The organism is Mesorhizobium sp. M7A.F.Ca.US.005.03.1.1 (assembly GCF_003997975.1).
In the GTDB taxonomy this organism is placed as follows: domain Bacteria; phylum Pseudomonadota; class Alphaproteobacteria; order Rhizobiales; family Rhizobiaceae; genus Mesorhizobium; species Mesorhizobium ciceri.
Genome location: NZ_RZRO01000119.1, coordinates 1 through 18,684, shown reverse-complemented (window position 1 = coordinate 18,684; position 18,684 = coordinate 1). Strand labels below are relative to the sequence as shown.

General features: G+C 63.0%; 20 protein-coding genes, 2 tRNA genes and 1 pseudogene. 19 read left to right on the top strand and 4 right to left on the bottom strand.

The genetic code is table 11. The features are described from left to right. The first annotated feature begins 128 nt into the window (after positions 1-128). The 10 genes from EN990_RS31120 to EN990_RS31075 all read left to right on the top strand — a co-directional run bounded on the left by EN990_RS31120 (position 129) and on the right by EN990_RS31075 (position 7,939). A complete protein-coding gene (locus EN990_RS31120) occupies positions 129-380 on the top strand; it encodes a hypothetical protein (RefSeq protein ID WP_024501274.1) in 252 nt (83 codons plus the stop codon). A 3-nt stretch (positions 381-383) separates the two neighbouring features. Next, positions 384-932, top strand: coding sequence for a histidine phosphatase family protein (locus tag EN990_RS31115; protein ID WP_064993694.1), 549 nt, complete (start codon positions 384-386; stop codon positions 930-932). Positions 933-1,159: 227 nt separating this feature from the next. After that, positions 1,160-1,233: transfer RNA gene (locus tag EN990_RS31110), tRNA-Tyr, on the top strand. 2 nt (positions 1,234-1,235) lie between these two features. Continuing rightward, positions 1,236-1,305, top strand: a tRNA-Asn gene (locus EN990_RS31105). A gap of 352 nt (positions 1,306-1,657) precedes the next feature. Then, positions 1,658-2,800: a slipin family protein gene (locus EN990_RS31100; protein WP_164766187.1), complete on the top strand. Its 1,143-nt coding sequence runs from the start codon at positions 1,658-1,660 to the stop codon at positions 2,798-2,800. 230 nt (positions 2,801-3,030) lie between these two features. Further along, the gene (locus tag EN990_RS31095; protein ID WP_010909964.1) at positions 3,031-3,312 is read left to right on the top strand and encodes an acyl carrier protein; all 282 of its coding nucleotides are present in this window, start codon (positions 3,031-3,033) and stop codon (positions 3,310-3,312) included. A 56-nt stretch (positions 3,313-3,368) separates the two neighbouring features. Continuing rightward, entirely contained in the window at positions 3,369-4,559 is a 1,191-nt protein-coding gene (locus EN990_RS31090; RefSeq protein WP_024501277.1) for a beta-ketoacyl-ACP synthase, read from the top strand. 43 nt (positions 4,560-4,602) lie between these two features. Then, positions 4,603-5,880: a beta-ketoacyl-ACP synthase gene (locus tag EN990_RS31085; RefSeq protein WP_013531223.1), complete on the top strand. Its 1,278-nt coding sequence runs from the start codon at positions 4,603-4,605 to the stop codon at positions 5,878-5,880. Between the two features lie 36 nt (positions 5,881-5,916). Continuing rightward, positions 5,917-6,945 carry a zinc-binding dehydrogenase gene (locus EN990_RS31080; RefSeq protein ID WP_013531222.1) on the top strand — a complete coding sequence of 343 codons (1,029 nt, stop codon included), beginning with the start codon at positions 5,917-5,919 and terminating at the stop codon, positions 6,943-6,945. Between the two features lie 4 nt (positions 6,946-6,949). Next, positions 6,950-7,939, top strand: coding sequence for a lipid A biosynthesis lauroyl acyltransferase (locus EN990_RS31075; protein ID WP_013531221.1), 990 nt, complete (start codon positions 6,950-6,952; stop codon positions 7,937-7,939). Positions 7,940-7,999: 60 nt separating this feature from the next. Here the strand turns inward: EN990_RS31075 and EN990_RS31070 are convergent, their stop codons facing one another. Next, a complete protein-coding gene (locus EN990_RS31070) occupies positions 8,000-8,428 on the bottom strand; it encodes a L,D-transpeptidase (RefSeq protein WP_013531220.1) in 429 nt (142 codons plus the stop codon). Positions 8,429-8,432: 4 nt separating this feature from the next. After that, positions 8,433-8,639 (bottom strand): hypothetical protein, encoded by a 207-nt coding sequence (locus EN990_RS31065; protein WP_127384794.1) that lies wholly within the window; start codon positions 8,637-8,639, stop codon positions 8,433-8,435. An 8-nt stretch (positions 8,640-8,647) separates the two neighbouring features. On the opposite strand from EN990_RS31065, the gene EN990_RS31060 reads away from it, so the two are divergent. From EN990_RS31060 to EN990_RS31040, 5 genes are all read left to right on the top strand, one after another. Then, the gene (locus EN990_RS31060) at positions 8,648-9,928 is read left to right on the top strand and encodes an acetylornithine deacetylase/succinyl-diaminopimelate desuccinylase family protein (protein WP_013531219.1); all 1,281 of its coding nucleotides are present in this window, start codon (positions 8,648-8,650) and stop codon (positions 9,926-9,928) included. A gap of 161 nt (positions 9,929-10,089) precedes the next feature. Next, positions 10,090-11,568 carry an ABC transporter substrate-binding protein gene (locus tag EN990_RS31055; RefSeq protein WP_013531218.1) on the top strand — a complete coding sequence of 493 codons (1,479 nt, stop codon included), beginning with the start codon at positions 10,090-10,092 and terminating at the stop codon, positions 11,566-11,568. 13 nt (positions 11,569-11,581) lie between these two features. Beyond that, positions 11,582-12,529, top strand: a complete 948-nt coding sequence (locus tag EN990_RS31050) for an ABC transporter permease (RefSeq protein ID WP_013531217.1) — start codon at positions 11,582-11,584, stop codon at positions 12,527-12,529. Next, the gene (locus EN990_RS31045; protein ID WP_013531216.1) at positions 12,526-13,395 is read left to right on the top strand and encodes an ABC transporter permease; all 870 of its coding nucleotides are present in this window, start codon (positions 12,526-12,528) and stop codon (positions 13,393-13,395) included. The genes EN990_RS31050 and EN990_RS31045 overlap by 4 nt, the downstream gene beginning before the upstream one ends. Beyond that, the gene (locus tag EN990_RS31040) at positions 13,392-15,014 is read left to right on the top strand and encodes a dipeptide ABC transporter ATP-binding protein (RefSeq protein ID WP_127388504.1); all 1,623 of its coding nucleotides are present in this window, start codon (positions 13,392-13,394) and stop codon (positions 15,012-15,014) included. Before EN990_RS31045 ends, EN990_RS31040 begins: the two co-directional genes overlap by 4 nt. 21 nt (positions 15,015-15,035) lie before the next feature. Here the strand turns inward: EN990_RS31040 and EN990_RS31035 are convergent, their stop codons facing one another. Next, positions 15,036-15,467 carry a TerB family tellurite resistance protein gene (locus EN990_RS31035; protein WP_064993702.1) on the bottom strand — a complete coding sequence of 144 codons (432 nt, stop codon included), beginning with the start codon at positions 15,465-15,467 and terminating at the stop codon, positions 15,036-15,038. Between the two features lie 147 nt (positions 15,468-15,614). Here EN990_RS31035 and EN990_RS31030 point away from each other — a divergent pair, with 147 nt between their 5' ends. From EN990_RS31030 to EN990_RS31015, 4 genes are all read left to right on the top strand, one after another. Further along, complete coding sequence (locus EN990_RS31030; protein ID WP_127369212.1) at positions 15,615-16,400, top strand: TSUP family transporter; 786 nt, start codon at positions 15,615-15,617, stop codon at positions 16,398-16,400. A gap of 52 nt (positions 16,401-16,452) precedes the next feature. Next, on the top strand, positions 16,453-16,623 hold the full coding sequence (locus tag EN990_RS31025) for a hypothetical protein (protein WP_127369211.1): 171 nt from the start codon (positions 16,453-16,455) through the stop codon (positions 16,621-16,623). Positions 16,624-16,724: 101 nt separating this feature from the next. Further along, the gene (locus EN990_RS31020) at positions 16,725-17,555 is read left to right on the top strand and encodes an AraC family transcriptional regulator (protein WP_127369210.1); all 831 of its coding nucleotides are present in this window, start codon (positions 16,725-16,727) and stop codon (positions 17,553-17,555) included. A gap of 72 nt (positions 17,556-17,627) precedes the next feature. Then, positions 17,628-18,044 (top strand): VOC family protein, encoded by a 417-nt coding sequence (locus EN990_RS31015; RefSeq protein WP_127388503.1) that lies wholly within the window; start codon positions 17,628-17,630, stop codon positions 18,042-18,044. A gap of 12 nt (positions 18,045-18,056) precedes the next feature. Here the strand turns inward: EN990_RS31015 and EN990_RS31010 are convergent. After that, positions 18,057-18,684: pseudogene (locus EN990_RS31010) on the bottom strand (cobyric acid synthase CobQ); the annotation flags it as partial.

Sequence of the window (18,684 nt, the reverse complement as noted above, 5' to 3'; positions counted from 1 at the left end):
GCACTGCTTTGTCTTGCCGCGATCGCGCTTGCAGTTGCCGAGACGAAAAGCGACGCGCGCAGCGTCACCGATCGAGGCCGCATTCACGGCGACGCTGAAGGTATTCACCAGGGAAGCCTTCCGATGCAATGGCCTTCGCGCAGAACAATCTCGGGGATGTCAGCTGGAATCGGGCCAGCTATGGCGGCGGCAAGGCCGAATATCAAAAGGCGATCGGATTCTTCGAGAACGCCAAGCAGGGTTTTACCGAAGCCGGCTACACCATGCCATCCCTCTCACCGTCTACGCTTCTCGCCCACCGCGCCTTGTCTTTCGGCCGGCTTTACCGTCCCTATATGTCCTGCCACCGGAACCCCTTGCCGGGAACCGCAGAAGGATAGCGGATGATTCGATTTGCCTTGGCGTTGTTCCTGCTTGTTGTTCCCGGCGTGGCGCACGCCACGGATGCAGGCTGGGCGCTGCTGCGCGATGGCGGACACGTCGTGCTGCTGCGCCATGCCATGGTCACCGGCACCACCGATCCGGCCAATTTCGACATCGACAGCTGCGCCACCCAGATGAACCTGTCGGCGCGCGGCAAGCAGCAGGCGAGCAAGATCGGCGCTCTGTTTGCCGCTCGGGCGGCACCGATCGAGCGCGTGCTGTCCAGCCGCTATTGCCGCTGCCTCGACACCGCCCGCATCGCCTTCGAGGCCGACCCCGAACTCTTTGCACCGCTCGATCTCCTGAAAGGCGACGAGACGCAGAAGGCCGCGCAGATCGCTGCGATCCTGAAGGAAATCCGCGCCTATTCCGGCTCCGACAATCTGGTCATGGTCACCCATCTGGAAGACATCGTGGCACTGACCGGCATCTCACCGCGCGAAGGTGAGGCCGTCGTCGTCGAGCCGCAAGGCGATGGCCTGCGCGTGCTCGGCCGCGTCACCTTCTGAGCGTGCTGCGCGATCGCTGACGCCGAAAGCGGTGTTGCTGAAATGCCACCGTTGAAAGAAGCCGCAAATTCGCCGTGACAATGCCGCTTGCGACAACCCGTCGCAGGGGCTATAGGCGCGCTCCCGGTCACGAGAACCGAAGCGAGCACAACGGTTGGAGCTTTCGTCTCCGCCCGTGCAGGCGGCATTGCCGCCCTGTATACGGCGCCGCTTTGGGGATTGGGATCGCGGATGTAGCTCAACTGGGAGAGCGCCGGACATAATCCGGAGGTTGTGGGTTCGAGTCCCTTCATCTGCACCACGGATAGCTCAGTTTGGTTAGAGCATCAGATTGTTAATCTGACTGTCGAAGGTTCGATTCCTTCTCCATTGGCCTTGAAAAGCCATCCGAAAAACGGTCCGGGGACTGGAATGCGAAAGACTGGACGGGTGACCCAAGCCTTCGGGCGCGGATCATCCCAAGCGTCTTTCGCCATCGGCTCGCGGCCAGGCCCGCGGTGACGATCAAGGCGCGGTGTCGCCGGCAAGGGAGGCTAAGGCCTCCTGCGCCCGCTTCGCTGCCCCGCGATCCGCTCCCGAAGGCCCGCCACGGCTCGATGCCACCAGTCCCCGGATCATTCGTGCCCGGGCTACGACGCAAGAGACGACGTGAAACGAGAAACGAAGGGAAGATCGACGCATGACGTGACGCCTCGCATGGGGCCATGCCCGACAGGAGTAAGACAATGACCATTCTCGACAAGGTTCTTGGGCGCGAGCGCGTCTTCGTAAGGGAAAACGAACGTGCCCTCGCCCTCCACAAGGGGGAGATCAAGGCTGTCCTGCTGCCGGGCGAGCACTGGCTCGCCAACCGGCGCGGCAGCCTCGAAGTGTCTCGGCACGATCTGAAGAACCCGGAATTCGTTTCGGCATACGAGAAGGCGTTGTTCGACAAGCTTCCGGATGTGGCCGCGCGTCATTTCACCGTCGTTCGCACCGGGCGCACGGATGTCGCCGTCATCGAGCGTGACGGCAATCTGCACGCCGTGCTGGCACCGGACCGCAAGCTCGTGCTGTGGACGGATGCCGGCCCGTGGAAGGTGACGCTGATCGACACGTCAGTCGATCTCGCCATCGATGCGGCGATCATGCGCCGGCTCGGCCAGGCCCGGAAGGCGGAATTGATGTCCGTCCATCCGGTCGTCGATGGTCAGGCCGGACTGCTGTTCATCGACGGTGTCCTGGTCAGGACGCTGACGGCGGGCGTGCATGGCTTCTGGAACGTCGGACGCATGGTGCAGATCAAGGTCGTCGACCTCAAGCGCCAGTCGCTCGACGTTGCCGGGCAGGAAGTGCTGACCAAGGATCGCGTGACGATCCGCGTCAACATCGCAGCCGAATACCGGGTCGTCGATCCGGTCAAGGCGGTCAGCATGGTGAAGGACTTCTCCGAAGCCCTCTACCGCGCCCTGCAATATGCCTTCCGCAAGACGCTTGGCGCGCTGACACTCGATCAGGTCCTCGAAAAGAAGGTGACGATCGATGAGGAAGCGGCAGCCAAGGTCCGCGCCGACATGGCCGAGATCGGCGTGGAGGTCAGCGATATCGCGCTCAAGGATGTCATCCTGCCGGGCGAGATGCGCGAGATCCTCAACCAGGTGGTGTCGGCCGAAAAGCAGGCCGAGGCCAACATCATCCGTCGCCGCGAGGAGACGAACGCGACCCGTTCCCTCCTCAACACGGCCAGGGTGATGGCGGAAAACCCGGTGATGCTGCGGTTGAAGGAGCTCGAGGCGCTGGAAACCATCGCCGGCAAGGTCGAGCGGCTGACCGTCCACAACGGAACGGGCGGGCTGCTGAACGATCTGGTCAAGCTTCGCGACAGCTGATGCATGTCGCCAAAAGTGTTCCGCTTTTGGAAAAACGACACGCATCGAAATAAGGCTGACGTTGCGTCAACAGAAGGGCCGCCGGGTAAACCGGCGGCCCTTCTTGCGTTTCGAAGGAACCCTACCCATCTGCGCCCGGCGTATCAGGCCTTTTCCTGCCGGAAAAAACCGATTAGACAGCGCCCAAACAAGATGCGGACAGATTCCGCCCGCAACCGAAGGAAAAGCCCTTGTCCACCACGTTCGACAAAGTCGCCAAGATCATTGCCGACACCAGCGAGATCGATATCGACACCATCACGCCCGAGAGCCATACGATTGACGATCTCGGCATAGACAGCCTCGATTTCCTCGACATCGTCTTTGCCATCGACAAGGAATTCGGCATCAAGGTGCCGCTGGAAAAGTGGACCCAGGAGGTCAATGACGGCAAGGCTTCGACCGACGATTACTTCGTCATGAAGAACCTGTGCGCCAAGATCGACGCGCTGGTCGCCGCCAAGACTGCCTGACGTCAGTTGAGCGCACGATCTTGACGCGCTCTGCCGCCTGACCCACAAAGCCGCACATGAGCAGCCCCCGCGACGTCGTCATATCAGGTATCGGCCTTGTCTCCTCGCTGGGGGAAGGTCCTGACGCCCACTGGCAGAAGCTCGCGCAACCGGGCCCGCAGCCGGTGCTCGAAGCGACGCGCTTTGCACCCTATACTGTCCATCCGCTGCCTGAGATCGACTGGAACCTGCAGATCGCCAAGCGTGGCGATCAGCGCCAGATGGAAACCTGGCAGAGGCTCGGCACCTATGCTGCCGGCCTTGCACTGGACGACGCCGGCATCAAGGGCAATGACGAACTCTGCGCGACCATGGACATGGTTGTGGCGGCGGGCGGCGGCGAGCGCGACGAGGCGGTCGATGCCGCCATTCTCGCCGCTTCGGAAAGCCGCAATGACCGCGATGTACTGCTCAACGAGAAATTGACCACCGAATTGCGCCCGACACTGTTTCTGGCCCAATTGTCCAACCTGCTCGCCGGCAACATCTCCATCGTCCACAAGGTCACCGGTTCGTCCAGAACCTTCATGGGCGAGGAAGGTGCCGGTGTCGCCGCGGTTGAAACGGCCGCCGCACGCATCCGCTCGGGTCAGTCGACGCATATCCTGGTCGGCGGTGCCTTCCAGACCGAACATTCCGATATGCTGCTCGGCTATGAACTCGCCGGCTATCTGCATCGCGGCCCATGGAAGCCGGTTTGGCAAAGACAGGGCACTGAGGGCGGTGGCGTCGTGACCGGCTCCGGCGGCGCCTTCCTGGTGCTGGAGCAGCGCGAACACGCGATGAGCCGCGGCCGCAAGATCTATGCAGAACTTGGACCGGTCGTCTCCGGCCGCGCCCGGCGGCCACGGGGAGAACTCGACGCCGAGATCGCCGCACTGCTCAAGCAGGCTGCATTGCCGAACGGCAAATTGCTGACCCTGTCGGGCGCATCGGGGGCGCATGCGGCGACAACAGCCGAGAAGGCAGCGCTCGATGCCAATCCGGCGATCGCCGCGCGTGGCTTCTCGACGCTGACCGGGCACATGAAGGAAGCACAGTTTCCTTTCGCTGTGGCACTGGCGGCACTCGCTGTCGACCGCAAGGCCGCCTATCCTGTTTTTGATGCCGCAGCCGAGACGCCGTTCGAAGGCGTTCCCCAATCCGTCCTTGCAACGGCGATCGGCTATCACCAATTCGAGGGCATGGCGCTGGTCAATGCCGCGTAACGCGGCTCCACGATCCATGCTGCAACGATAAGAGGGCTCCCGGATGGCCAATCTCAGAGATCACATGGGCAGGCCGATCGTCGCCGTCACCGGCATCGGCGTGGTGACCTCGCTTGGCGTCGGCAAATCAGACAATTGGGCGGCACTGACCTCCGGCAAGTCGGGCATTCACCCGATCACCCGCTTTCCCATCGATCAATTGAACACCCGCATCTCCGGCATGGTCGATTTCCTGCCGTCGAGTTCGAAAGGCGCCAGCCCACTCACCTATGAGCTAGCCGAGCTGGCGGGCTTAGAAGCGGTGAGCGAAGCCGGTCTTGATTCCAGCGATTTCGGCGGACCGCTCTTCCTCGCATCGCCGCCAGTCGAACTCGACTGGGCCGAGCGCTTCTCGCTCTACAATTCTGACAAGGACAAGGATGACACCGCCGCCGAAAGACTGCTTCGGGTCGCGCGTAGCTTGAAAGAGCTGGATATTTTCGAGACCACCCAGTTCGGTTCGATCGCCGGCCGCCTTGCCGATCGCCTTGGCACGCGTGGTCTGCCGATCACGCTGTCGACGGCTTGCGCTTCAGGCGCCACCGCGATTCAGCTCGGTGTCGAGGCGATCCGACGCGGCGAATGCGACCGTGCGCTGTCGATCGGCGCGGACGGTTCCGCGACCGCCGAGGCATTGATCCGTTTCTCATTGCTTTCGGCGCTCTCCACGCACAACGACATCCCCGAAAAGGCGTCGAAACCCTTCTCCAGGGATCGCGACGGCTTCGTGTTGGCCGAGGGATCGGGGGCGCTGGTGTTGGAATCGCTTGAGACGGCATTGGCTCGCGGCGCGACTATTCTCGGCGTCCTGGGCGGCTGCGGCGAGAAGGCCGACGACTTCCACCGCACCCGCTCCAAACCGGACGCTTCACCGGCCATCGCCGCGGTCCGCGCCGCTCTCGTCGATGCCGGACTGGGTGAAGACGAGATCGACTACGTCAATGCCCACGGCACCTCGACGCCCGAAAACGACAAGATGGAGCATCTGGCGCTGTCGACGGTGTTCGGCGAGCGGATCGGCTCTATGCCGGTCTCGTCGAACAAATCGATGATCGGTCACACGCTGTCGGCGGCGGGCGCTGTCGAGGCGGCTTTCTCGCTGATGACGATGCGCGAAAGCGTCATTCCGCCGACCATCAACTATGACAATCCCGACCCCGCGATCGTGCTCGACGTGGTGCCGAACAAGAAGCGCAACGCCGAAGTCCGCACCGTTCTGTCGAGCTCCTTCGGCTTCGGCGGCCAGAACACTTGCCTTGTCATGGCGCGGGAACCGGTCTAAGCGACCTTTTTCAGCCAGACTGAACCGACAGGCCCCATGCGCGCATTGCAACTTATAGAGGACCGCCGTCTTGAGACGGTGGACCTGCCGCCTCCTCCACCGCCGGCACTCGGCGAAGTCACGCTGCGCATCAAGGCAGTAGCGCTGAACCATATCGACGTCTGGGGCTGGCGCGGCATGGCCTTCGCCAAGCGCAAGCTGCCGCTGGTCGTCGGCGCGGAGGCATCCGGCGAGGTCGAGGCGGTTGGCCCCGGCGTTTCCAGCCTGCTGCCCGGACAATTGGTGTCGATCTATGGCGCGCGCACCTGCGGCCTCTGCCGAGCCTGCCGCGAAGGCCGCGACAACCTCTGCGAACATGTTTCGGGCGTTCACGGCTTCCATCTCGACGGCTTCGCGCAGGAGAAGATCAACCTGCCGGCCCGCCTGCTGGTCCCTGCCCCGCCCGGCGTGACCGACATCGGCGCGGCGGTGGCGCCCGTCACCTTCGGCACCGTCGAGCACATGCTGTTCGACAACGCCAGGCTTCAACCCGGCGAAACCATCCTTATCCATGCCGGCGGATCCGGCATCGGCTCGGCGGCCATCCAGCTGGCCAAGCGGATGGGCTGCACGATCATCACTACGGTCGGTTCCAACGACAAGATCGACAAGGCCAAGGCGCTCGGCGCCGACCATGTCATCAACTACCGCGACGACCGTTTCGAGGGCGTCGTGCGCAAGCTGACCAAGAAGAAGGGCGTCGACGTCGTCTTTGAACATGTCGGCGCCGACACATTCGCCGCCTCGATGCTGTGCCTGAAGCGTGGCGGCCGCCTGGTGACCTGCGGTTCGACCTCCGGCGTGTCGACGCAGATCAATTTGATGCAGCTGTTCCAGCAGCAATTGAAACTGCTTGGCTCCTTTGGCTGCCGCATGGAAAACATGGCCAACGCCATGCAGAAAATGGCGGCGGGACAAGTCGCACCCGTCATCGACACCGAAGTCGGCTTCGACGGTATCGACGCCGCGCTGAAGCGCATGGAAGGCCGCGACGTTTTCGGCAAGATCATCCTGCGCGTCGGCTAGAGCCTTGACCTCTGTATTCAAGAAGTTCCGCCGGGACCTCAAATTTCGTTACGGCAGGCAACTGCGCCAGCTCAATTACTGGCTGGTGGCGCGGGCAGCGATGATGATCATCTGGGTCCTGCGCCTGCTGCCGGCCGACAGTGCGCTGAATTTCGCCGACCGCGTCGCTCGCCTGGTCGGCCCCCGGGTTGGACGCCATCAGGTCGCCGTCGACAATCTGCGCAAGGCCTATCCGGAAAAGAGCGAAGCCGAGATCCAGGCGATCGCCTCCGACATGTGGGGCAACATGGCTCGCTTGGCCGCGGAATACATCTTTCTCGACGCCCTCTTCGACTACGACCCCGCGGCCAGCGAGCCCGGCCGCGTCGAGGTCAAGGGAGCTGACCACTTCGTCGAAATAGCCAGCGAAGAGAAGCCGCACATCGTCTTCACCGGTCATCTCGGTAATTTCGAATTGCTGCCGGTGGCGGCCGCGACTTTCGGCATGAACATCACTGCGCTGTTTCGCCCGCCTAACAATCCCTATCTCGCCGACTACATCCTCTCGACGCGCCGCTCGACCATGGGCTCGTTGCTGCCATCCATGGCGGGCGCGTCATTCGCCCTGGCCGGGGTTCTGGAGAACGGCGGCAACATCGGCATCCTTGTCGACCAGAAATTCTCCAATGGACTGGAGACGACATTCTTCGGCCGTCCCTGCCAGAGCAATCGCGTGCTGGCCACCCTTGCCCGCCACTACGATTGCGACGTCTATCCGGCGCGCTGCGTCAGGCTGCCAGGCAACCGCTTCCGGCTCGAAATCGAGAACAAGTTAACCTTGCCGCGCACCGCTGACGGCAGCGTCGATGTCCGTGCCACCACCCAGCGTCTCAACGACGTCGTCGAGCGCTGGGTGCGAGAAGATCCCGGCCAGTGGATGTGGTTCCACAAAAGGTGGGAGATCAGCGGCGGGCGTCGAAAGCGACCGCAGGCAAAGGCGGTCCCAAACGCTTAGGCAGAGCTGCTGGCGTGGGGTTAGCCCAGCGCCAGCAGACAACAGCGAACCTGAACCGCCTTAGTTGGTGACGACAATGCGCGTGTTGCCGAAACCCACTTCCCGCACCATCGAATAGAACGTGGCGGCATTGGCCGTGTGCAGCCTCACGCAGCCATGCGACGCCGGGCGGCCGAGCTGCCTGACGGCGCCGGTTCCATGGATGGCATAGCCGCCATGGAAGAACACCGAATAGGGCATCGGCGACATATGGTATTTGCGCGAATACCACATCCTGGCCGTGCGCTGCGGCCGATAGGTGCCGCGCGGCGTGAAGTAGCCGGTGCGGGCGGTGGAGACACTCCACCGGTAAACCGACGCGCCATATCTGACGGTCATCGTCTGCGACGACACGTCTATATTTGCAACGAGGCTGGCTGCCCAGCCCTGCCCCGAAGCACCGAACAGCATTGCAACAAACATGGTTGCCATGAGAACTGTCTTTTTCATGCGATCAAACCCCTTTGATTGCCCCTAACCTGCCTGCCTGATTGTTTTTCATCTTTTTAATGGCAGATGCACGGGCTAACACACACACCTTGACCAATTCGCCAATCCAAAGCAGCGAATTTGAACGATTTCCCGCAATAGTTGCCGCAACGACACGCCGCACCGGCTTGATCGCCGGCGGGCTTGCAAAATCGCTGGGATCGCTGCTCAACTCTGCGCATGAACCAGCGACTCCTCCAGGCAATCGATGACAGGCGCGACGACGTCGTCGCGCTGACCGCCGAGCTGATCCGTTTTCCGACCATCAATCCACCCGGCGAGGCCTACCGGCCATGCGCCGAATATCTCGGCGCGCGGCTGAAGAAGAGCGGTTTCGAGACCGAGTTCATCCGCGCCGAAGGCACGCCCGGCGACACCGACCGCTACCCGCGCGTCAATGTCGTTGCCCGTTTCGACGGGAGATCATCAGGCGCCTGCGTCCACTTCAACTCGCATGTCGACGTGGTCGAAGCCGGCGATGGCTGGACCGTCGATCCCTTCGCCGGCATCGTCAAGGACGGCAGGGTCTATGGCCGCGGCGCCTGCGACATGAAGGGCGGTCTTGCCGCCTCTATCATCGCAGCCGAGGCCTTCCTGGAAGTCTTCCCTGATTTTCCCGGCGCCATCGAAATATCCGGCACCGTCGACGAGGAATCCGGCGGCTTCGGCGGCGTCGCGCATCTGGCCAGGCTCGGCTATTTCTCAAAACCCAGGGTCGACCATGTCATCATTCCCGAGCCGCTGAACAAGGACCGCATCTGCCTCGGCCATCGTGGCGTCTGGTGGGCGGAGATCGAGACCAAGGGGGAGATCGCGCACGGCTCGATGCCGTTTCTCGGCGACAATGCGGTGCGCCACATGGGCGCCGTGCTGCGGGCCTTCGAGGACGAACTGTTTCCCGCGCTCGACCGCAAGATGACGCGCATGCCGGTCGTGCCCGAAGGAGCAAAACGCTCGACCATGAACATCAATTCGATCCATGGCGGCCAGACCGAGGATTTCCGGCCCGGCCTGCCGTCGCCCAACGTGCCCGACTCCTGCCGGATGACCATCGACCGCCGTTTCCTGCTCGAGGAAGATCTCGACACCGTCAAAGGTGAAGTGACCGGCATTCTCGACCGGTTGAAACGCGAGCGGACAAAATTCGACTATGAAATCCGCGACCTGATGGAAGTGCTGCCGCTGATGACCGAGCGCGACGCGCCGGTGGTCAAGGCGGTTGCGCAAGGCATCATGGCGATCTTCGACCGCGAACCCGATTATGTCATTTCGCCCGGCACCTATGACCAGAAGCATATAGCTCGCATCGGCCATATCTATGATTGCATCGCTTATGGGCCTGGCATTCTCGACCTCGCCCACCGGCCGGACGAATGGGTCGGCATATCGGACATGGTGGAATCGGCCAAGGTGATGGCGATAGGGCTCAACGTGCTGCTGCGCGGCACAGCCACGGGATAAGGTGCGCACCGCGACAAGCTTCGACTGCCGATGCGGTCGCCAGGATAAAAACATTCCCGGCCACGCCAAGGGGCAGAACGAAACGCAATTTACTCCGTGGCGAAATCACGCTTCTATCACTCGGGTTCGAGCACGTGTCTGAACGCATGGGGAGTTGCACGATGAAATTGTGGATAACCATTCTGGCGGCCGCGGTGCTGTCGCTGGCCGCCGGCACCTCTGCGTTCGCCGCGCGAACCGACCTGGTCATCGGCATTCCGCTCGAACCCCCGCATCTCGATCCGACCGCCGGTGCCGCCGCAGCGATCGACGAGGTTCTCTATGCCAATGTGTTCGAAGGCCTGACGCGCATCGGGCCGAATGGCGAGGTGCTGCCGGATCTGGCCGAAAGCTGGACCATTTCCGATGACGGCAAGGTCTACACCTTCAAGCTGCACACCGGCGTGAAATTCCATGACGGCACCGACTTCGATGCCGCCGACGTGAAATTCTCGCTCGATCGTGCCCGCGCCGACAATTCGGTCAACGCGCAAAAGGTGCTGTTCGCCGCCATCGACACGGTCGACGTGGTCGACCCGGCAACCGTCAAGGTCACGCTGAAGAACCCGCAGGGCTCGTTCCTCTACAATATGGGCTGGGGCGACGCGGTGATCGTGGCGCCGGAATCTGCCGACACCAACAAGGAAAAACCGATTGGCACCGGCCCGTTCAAGTTCCAGAGCTGGGCCAAGGGATCGTCGATCACGCTGGTCAAATCGGACAATTACTGGGGCACGCCGGCGTCGCTCGACAAGGCCGAGTTTCGCATCGTGCCGGATGCCGCGGCCTATGTGCCGGCGCTGCTCTCGGGCGACATCCAGGCTTTCCCGTTCTTCGATGCCGACAGCGTCGCCCAGGTCAAGGACGACCCGCGCTTCAAGGTGGTGATCGGCGCGACCGAGGGTGAGACCATCCTGTCGATCAACAACAAGAAGCCGCCTTTCGACAAGCTGCAGGTGAGGCAGGCGATCTCTTACGCGCTCGACCGCAAGGCCATCATCGACGGCGCCTCGGCCGGCCTCGGCCAGCCGATCGGCTCGCATATGTCGCCGGCCAACAAGGACTATGTCGACCTCACCGGCCGCTACCCGCATGATGTCGCCAAGGCCAAGGAATTGCTGAAAGAGGCAGGCCTCGAGAACGGCTTCAAGGCGACGCTGAAACTGCCGCCGCCCACCTATGCCCGTCTCGGTGGCGAAATCATCGCCTCGCAGCTTCGCGACGTTGGCATCGATCTGGAAATCATTCCGGTCGAATGGGCACAGTGGCTGGACCAGGTGTTCACCAAGAAGGATTACGACCTGACGATCGTCTCCCACACCGAGCCCAACGACATCGATATCTATTCGCGCAAGGATTATTACTTCAACTACGACAACCCGGCCTTCGACAAGGTGATTGCCGATCTCGGCGTCACCTCCGACGAAGCCAAGCGCAAGGAATTGCTGGGGCAAGCGCAGAAGATCCTGGCCGACGATGCGGTGGTCGGCTTCCTCTATGAATTGCCGAAGATCGGCGTCTGGGACGCCAACCTGCAAGGGCTGTGGGAAAACGCCCCGATCCAGGCCAATGATTTGACCAAGGTGAAGTGGAGCGAGTGATCCCTCACCTTCCATGACCGCCTACCTCCTAAAACGCCTCGCCATCGCCATCGCCACGCTGGTGCTGGCTTCCATGGTGGTGTTCGCCGTCCTGGAGATCCTGCCCGGCGATCCGGCGCGGCTAATGCTGGGCATGAATGCCAGTGCCGACCAGGTCGAGTTGCTGCGCAACCAGATGGGCCTCAACGCGCCGCTGGCTTGGCGCTATCTGCACTGGACGGGCGGCCTGCTCAGCCTCGATTTCGGCCGCTCCTACACCTATTCGGTGCCGGTCATCGATCTGGTGCGCGAGCGGCTGGCCGTCTCGCTGCCGCTGGCGCTGATTGCGCTTGCGCTCTCCACCCTCATCGCGATTCCCGTCGGCCTGTTTTCCGCCAGCCGGCGTGGACGGGCCGGTGATACGATTTCCATGGGCGCCGCACAGCTTGGCGTCGCCGTGCCCAATTTCTGGTTCGCGCTGATGCTGATCTATGTCTTCGCCGTCTGGCTGCGGCTGGTTCCTGCTGGCGGCTTTCCCGGCTGGAGTGCCGGCGTCTGGCCAGCCTTGAAGTCGCTGCTGCTGCCGGCGTTGGCGCTTGCCTTGCCGCAAGCCGCGATTCTGGCGCGCGTCACCCGCTCGGCGCTGATCGAGGTGCTGAACGAGGACTATATCCGTACCGCCCGCGCCAAGGGTCTGCCCTACCGAGCTGTGCTGTGGCGGCACGCGTTGCGCAACGCCATGATTCCGGTGCTGACCATTCTGGGCCTGCAGTTCGCCTTCCTGCTTGCCGGCACCATCATCATCGAGAATGTTTTCTATCTGCCCGGCCTCGGCCGGCTGGTGTTCCAGGCCATCACCCAGCGCGACCTGATCGTCGTCGAAAGCGTCGTCATGCTGCTGGTCGCCGCCGTCATCGCCGTCAATCTGCTGGTCGACCTTTCCTATGCGGTCGTCGATCCGCGCCTGAGAAGCCGGCAATGACACTGCACATCGACATATCAGAAGAGACGTTCGGCAGCATCCTGAGCAAGGCGTTCGGGAATACCGCCTTCGTTGCCGGTTTCGTCATCACCCTGCTGATCCTGGCAATGGCTGTCGTCTCCTATGCCTGGACGCCCTATGACGTCACGAAACTGGTGATATCGGATAAGACGCAAGCGCCCTCGCTGGCGCACTGGTTCGGCACCGACCATTTCGGCCGCGACATCCTGTCGATGGTCATGGTCGGCGCCCGCAATTCGATTGCCGTGGCGCTGGTCGCGGTCGGCATCGGCATGGGGGTCGGCGTGCCGCTCGGCGCCTTTGCCGCGGCACGCGGCGGCCTCGTCGACGAGGCGCTGATGCGGCTGAACGACCTCGTCTTCGCCTTCCCGGCTTTGCTGTCGGCGATCATGATCACCGCCATCTTCGGACCGGGCGCCGTCAACGCCATCATCGCCATCGGCATCTTCAACATCCCGGTCTTTGCGCGCGTCGCCCGGGCCGGCGCGCTGGCGATCTGGCCGCGCGAGTTCATTCTCGCCGCACGCGCCGCCGGCAAGAGCAGCACGCAGATCACAATCGAACATGTGCTGCCCAACATCGCCACGCTGCTTCTGGTGCAAGGCACCATCCAGTTCGCTCTGGGCATCCTGGCCGAGGCCGGGCTTTCCTATCTCGGCCTGGGTGCGCAACCGCCAATGCCGAGCTGGGGCCGCATGCTGTTCGACGCGCAGACCCGCATGGTGGTGGCGCCATGGATGGCGATCTTTCCGGGCATGGCGATCGTTGTCGCCGTGCTGGGGCTGAACCTCCTGGGCGACGGCATCGCCGACATCCTCGATCCGAAATCGCGGCGGCAGCGATGAGCCTGCTCGACATCGAGAACCTGTCGCTGACCATCGGCGACACGCAGATCCTCAAGGGTGTGGAGCTTTCCGTCGCGGCCGGTGAGGTGATGGGGCTGGTCGGCGAATCCGGTTCCGGCAAATCGATGACCGCGCTGACGGTGATGCAGCTTCTGCCCCATGCCGCGCGCGCCAGCGGACGTGTCACATTCGACGGCATCGACATCCTGGCAGCAACCGAGGACCAGATGTGCGCGCTGCGCGGCGACGACATCGGCATGGTGTTCCAGGAGCCGATGACGGCGCTCAATCCGGTCAAGACCATCGGCGAACAGGTTGCCGAAGGCATACGCTGGCACACCAGGGCCAGCCGCGCCGAGGCCGAAGACCGGGCGCGAAAAATGCTCGACCGTGTCGGCTTGCCCGAAGCGAAATTCCCGCTGTCGCGCTATCCGCACGAACTGTCGGGCGGCCAGCGCCAGCGCGTCGTCATCGCCATCGCCTGTGCGCTGAAGCCGAAGCTGCTGATCGCCGACGAACCGACGACGGCGCTCGACGTGGTGCTGCAGGCACAAATCCTTGATCTGTTGCGCGACCTCGTCGCGGAGAGCCGCATGGGCCTGCTTCTTATCTCGCATGACCTCGCCGTGGTGACCGAGATGGCTGACCGCATCACCATCCTGCGCCGCGGCGAGGTGATGGAAGCCGGCGACACCGCACGCACGCTATCCGAACAGCTCCACCCCTACACGCGCCAGTTGGCGCAGGCCTCGATGCATGTGCCGGCGCGCGCCAGGCTCCATGGCATCGAGACGGGCCGCCCTTTGCTTCAGATCGAGGGCGTGACCCGCGACTATCCCGGCCGGCGCACTTCGATGTTCAAGCGCGCGCCTGGTATCCGCGCCGTCGACGACGTCTCGCTGTCGATGGCGCCGAGTCAGTCAGTGGCACTGGTTGGTCGCTCCGGCTGCGGCAAGTCGACGCTCGCCCGCATGATCCTGGCGCTGGATCGGCCGACATCGGGCTCGATCCGGTTCCGCGGCGGGACCATAACCGGCAAGAGCGAAGCCGAGCTGAAGCCGGCGCGACGCGATATGCAGGTCGTTTTTCAAGATCCCTATGGCTCCTTCGACCCGCGCCAGAAGGTGGAAAAACTGGTTGCCGAACCCCTGCATGTGCTGGAGAAAAAGCCGACGCGCGCCGAGTGCCGCGAGATGGTGGCGCATGCCCTGCACGAAGTCGGCCTCGGCATCAGCGACATGGACAAATACCCCCATGAATTTTCCGGCGGCCAGCGCCAGCGCCTGTCGATCGCCCGCGCCATCATCACCCGCCCCAAGCTGGTCGTTGCCGACGAGCCGGTCTCGGCGCTCGATGTCTCGATCCGCGCCCAGATCCTCGATCTGTTCGCAGAGCTCAACCAGAAGCTCGGCATCGCCTACCTCTTCATCACCCACGACCTGACCGTGGCCCGCGCCATCACGGACGAGGTGCTGGTCATGCATGACGGCAAGATCGTCGAGCGCGGCAAGACGAGCGAAGTGCTCGACCACCCGCAGTCCGAGGCTGCCAAGGCGCTTGTCACCGCCGCCCCTGACTTGCACCGGGCGATCGCGGAGCGGCTGCGGGAGCAAGGCTGATCAGGAGAGAAGGCGGCCCGATCACTCCTGCGTCTTGACCACATCGACCGGATTGATATCGAGCAGGTCGAGCGTGCGGCGCAGCAGGCGGATCTCGCTCTCGGCCAGTTGCGAATCCGCCTTGGCGATCTCCGCCATATGTTTGGCCAATTGCCGGCGCCGCTCGACGTCGAGATCGCGGAACAGTGCAATCGCCTGCGAGCCATTGGTCTCGTAGCCGAACTCGTTGAGATATTCGATGACGCTGTCGATGCTGCTTTCCGGAATGCCGAAGGCATCCTTGCAGATGCGCCGGAAGGCAACCATTTCGCTCTCGCTGACCGACCCGTCGGCCAGGATCATGCGAAACAGCATCAGCAGTTCCGCCGATAGGACCGGATCGTCCGCCACCTTGCGCACGCCGGGGTCGCCGTCGAATATCTGACGTATCTGGTCCAGCAATGCGAATGCCATCAGGAGCCTCTTTCCGGGTTAACTACACAAACACAATCCAGGCGCGATGCGCTGGGATAGAGGTAGCGCGGAATCGATCTTGCGCAAACAGGGCGGCCGTGGTCGAACGCCCGATATTTCAGCCAGCCGGACACCCCCATACATCAGATGATCGACCTTAGCATCCAGACCGTCGCCATGCTCGCTTTCGCCGCTTTTGCCGCGGGCTTTGTCGATTCGATCGCCGGCGGCGGCGGGCTGATCACAGTGCCGGCGCTGCTGCTTGCCGGCTTCACGCCGGTCCAGGCGCTCGCCACCAACAAACTGCAAGGCATGTTCGGCTCGGGCTCGGCGACCATCCACTACGCGTCGAAGGGGCATGTCGACCTGCGCCGGCAATTGCCGTCGGCGCTTCTGGCCCTTGTCGGCAGCGCCATCGGCGCCTTGCTGGCGACGATCGTGCCGGGCGACATACTGCGGGCTGCCCTGCCCATCGTGCTGATCGCCATCGCGCTCTACTTCGCGTTCAAGCCCAACATGAACGATGTCGACCGCGCCGAGCGCCTGTCGCCGTTCCTGTTTGGATTGACCTTGGTGCCCGCCATCGGCTTCTACGATGGCCTGTTCGGACCGGGCGCCGGCTCCTTTTACATGCTGGCCTTCGTGGCACTTGCCGGCTACGGCGTGCTCAAGGCGACGGCGCATACCAAATTGCTCAACTTCGCCTCCAACATCGGCGGCTTCATCGTCTTCGCGGCCTTCGGCGTCGTCTACTGGAAGATCGGCCTGATGATGGGCGTCGCCCAGTTCCTCGGCGCTCGCGTCGGCGCCAGCCTGGCCATGCGCATCGGCGCAAGACTGATCAAGCCGCTGCTGGTGATCGTCTGCCTTGCACTGGCGGTGAAGCTGCTGGCCGACCCGGCCAACCCACTGCGTGTCATGATTGGTGTGTGACTACACGCCCTGATAGAATGAGGCTGTTCGAATCATGTTGGAGGAGCCAGACATGAATCTCAGCGCGCCTACCCAGATTGTTTTCATCATTTCCCTTGTTATCGCCATCATCGGCATTCTCGCCGCGCTTGGCATTCTTGCGTTCATTCCAATCGCATCGGTGTGGATTGTTCTCATCGCCTACATCGTACTCGCCGCCGGTTGCTTGATGCGCGGCGCCTGACCATTTCCCTTGAAGTGGGGACGAGGAGCGCCCGGCCAAAAGCCGGGCGCTTTTGATTCCGGCCCTGGGTCTGTTAGATTTGACTGGCGCGAGGATGGCCGATGCCAGTCAAGATGCAACCCCAGCAAGAGCAGGACCGGTCCGTCGCCGGGCGGTTTGAGATGCGCCGGCGCCTGCCCGATCCTCGACTTCAGGGCATTGTGTCGGACATTTGCGGCTATCGCGAAATGGCGCCCGGCCATATGCGCAACGTCGAATATGCGTCGCTCACCGTACCGCTGGTCATCAGCTTCGCCGAACCCTTCGCCATCGGCCTCGGCAAGGCCCCCGGCGACAATGACCGCTTCGCCAGTTTCGCCGCCGGCCTCTTTGCCGGACCGGTGGTGATCGAATCCTTCGGCGGCGCCTGCTGCGTCCAGGTCAACTTCACGCCGCTTGGCGCACACCGTTTCTTCCGCCTGCCGATGAGCGAACTGACAGACAGCATGGTCGTCCTCGACGACGTGCTTGGCGCTCAGGGCTTGGCGCTGCGTGAACGGCTGGGCAATGCGCCGGATTGGACGACGCGTTTCGACATGGCCGAAGCCTTCGTCACCGCCCGTCTCGAGAATGCCGCCGAGACGCCACTTGAAATCGCCTGGGCCTATGACCGCATCATCACATCCGGCGGCCGGACCCGCATTGCATCGATCGCCGAAAGGCTGGGCTGGAGCCGCAAACATCTCGCCGGCAGTTTTTCCAACGCCATCGGCATGGGCCCCAAGACACTGTCGCGCATCGTCCGCTTCAACCGCGCGCTCGGCCTGTCGAGGCAGCAGGCCGTCGACTGGGCCGATATCGCAGCCGATTGCGGCTATGCCGACCAGGCGCATCTGGTGCGCGAATTCCGCGACCTCGCCGGCGAGACACCAACCGGAATCTCGGCCAGGTAACATTTCTTCAAGACGCCGGAACGGCCTTTACCCACAGTGGGGCATCGACCAACCCCGCTGAAGGAGATCGACATGCCCCCCCCCGAAGCGCCCCGCCTCTACCCCGCCTTGCGCTACAGGAACGCGGCAAAGATGATCGACTGGCTGGGCGAAGCCTTCGGCTTCGGCGTCCGGGCCCGCTATGGCGAAGGCGACGTCGTGCACCATGCCGAACTGGTTTTCGGCTCTTCGATGATCATGCTGGGCACCGCGCGCGACGACGACTACGGCAAGATGGTCGGCGAACCTGGCTCAGGCGGCGGCAAGTCGATCTACATCGCCGTCGATGATGCCGATGCCGCCTATGCCAAGGCCAGGAAGGCCGGCGCCACGATCATCCAGGAATTGACCAACCGCGACTATGGCAGCCGCGAGTTCATCTGCCGCGACCCGGAAGGCAACGTCTGGTCCTTCGGCACCTACTGGCCGAAGGCAAGCGACAAGGGCTGAGCCAACCGCGAATTACCGCGCCAGTGCAAAGATCGCGTCGCAGTCGAGATGGGTCTCCAGCTCGGCTGCGACCTCGTCCAGCGCCCGCTCGACCTCGGCTCGGTAGTCGATGCCGCCGCCCTTGATGCCGAGGCTTTCGAGGAATCTTCCGCGAAAGCCGTCGGTGCCAAACAGACCGTGCATATAGGTGCCGATCACCTTGCCATCGGCCGACACTGCCCCGTCATCGATGCCATTGATGACTGCAGACGGCCTCAGCGTATCCGGCCCGGTGGTGCGGCCGAGATGGATTTCATAGCCTTCGAGCGGCAGGTCGAACGGCACCGAACGGGCCCTGACGTTGCGCACCGTCTTTTCCGGCTCCATCACCGTTTCGATGTCGAGCAGTCCGAGCCCTTCGGCTTCGGTGACGCTGCCTTCGATGCCGTCGGGATCGCGCACCATACGGCCGAGCATCTGGAAGCCGCCGCAGATACCGACGACATGGCCGCCGCGCTTGCGATGCGCAAGAAGGTCGCGATCCCAACCGTTCTCGCGGAATTTCAAGAGATCGCCGATTGTCGACTTCGAGCCTGGAATGACCACCAGACCGGCATCGGCGGGCAGCGGCTTTCCCGGCGGCACGAACACCACCTCGACC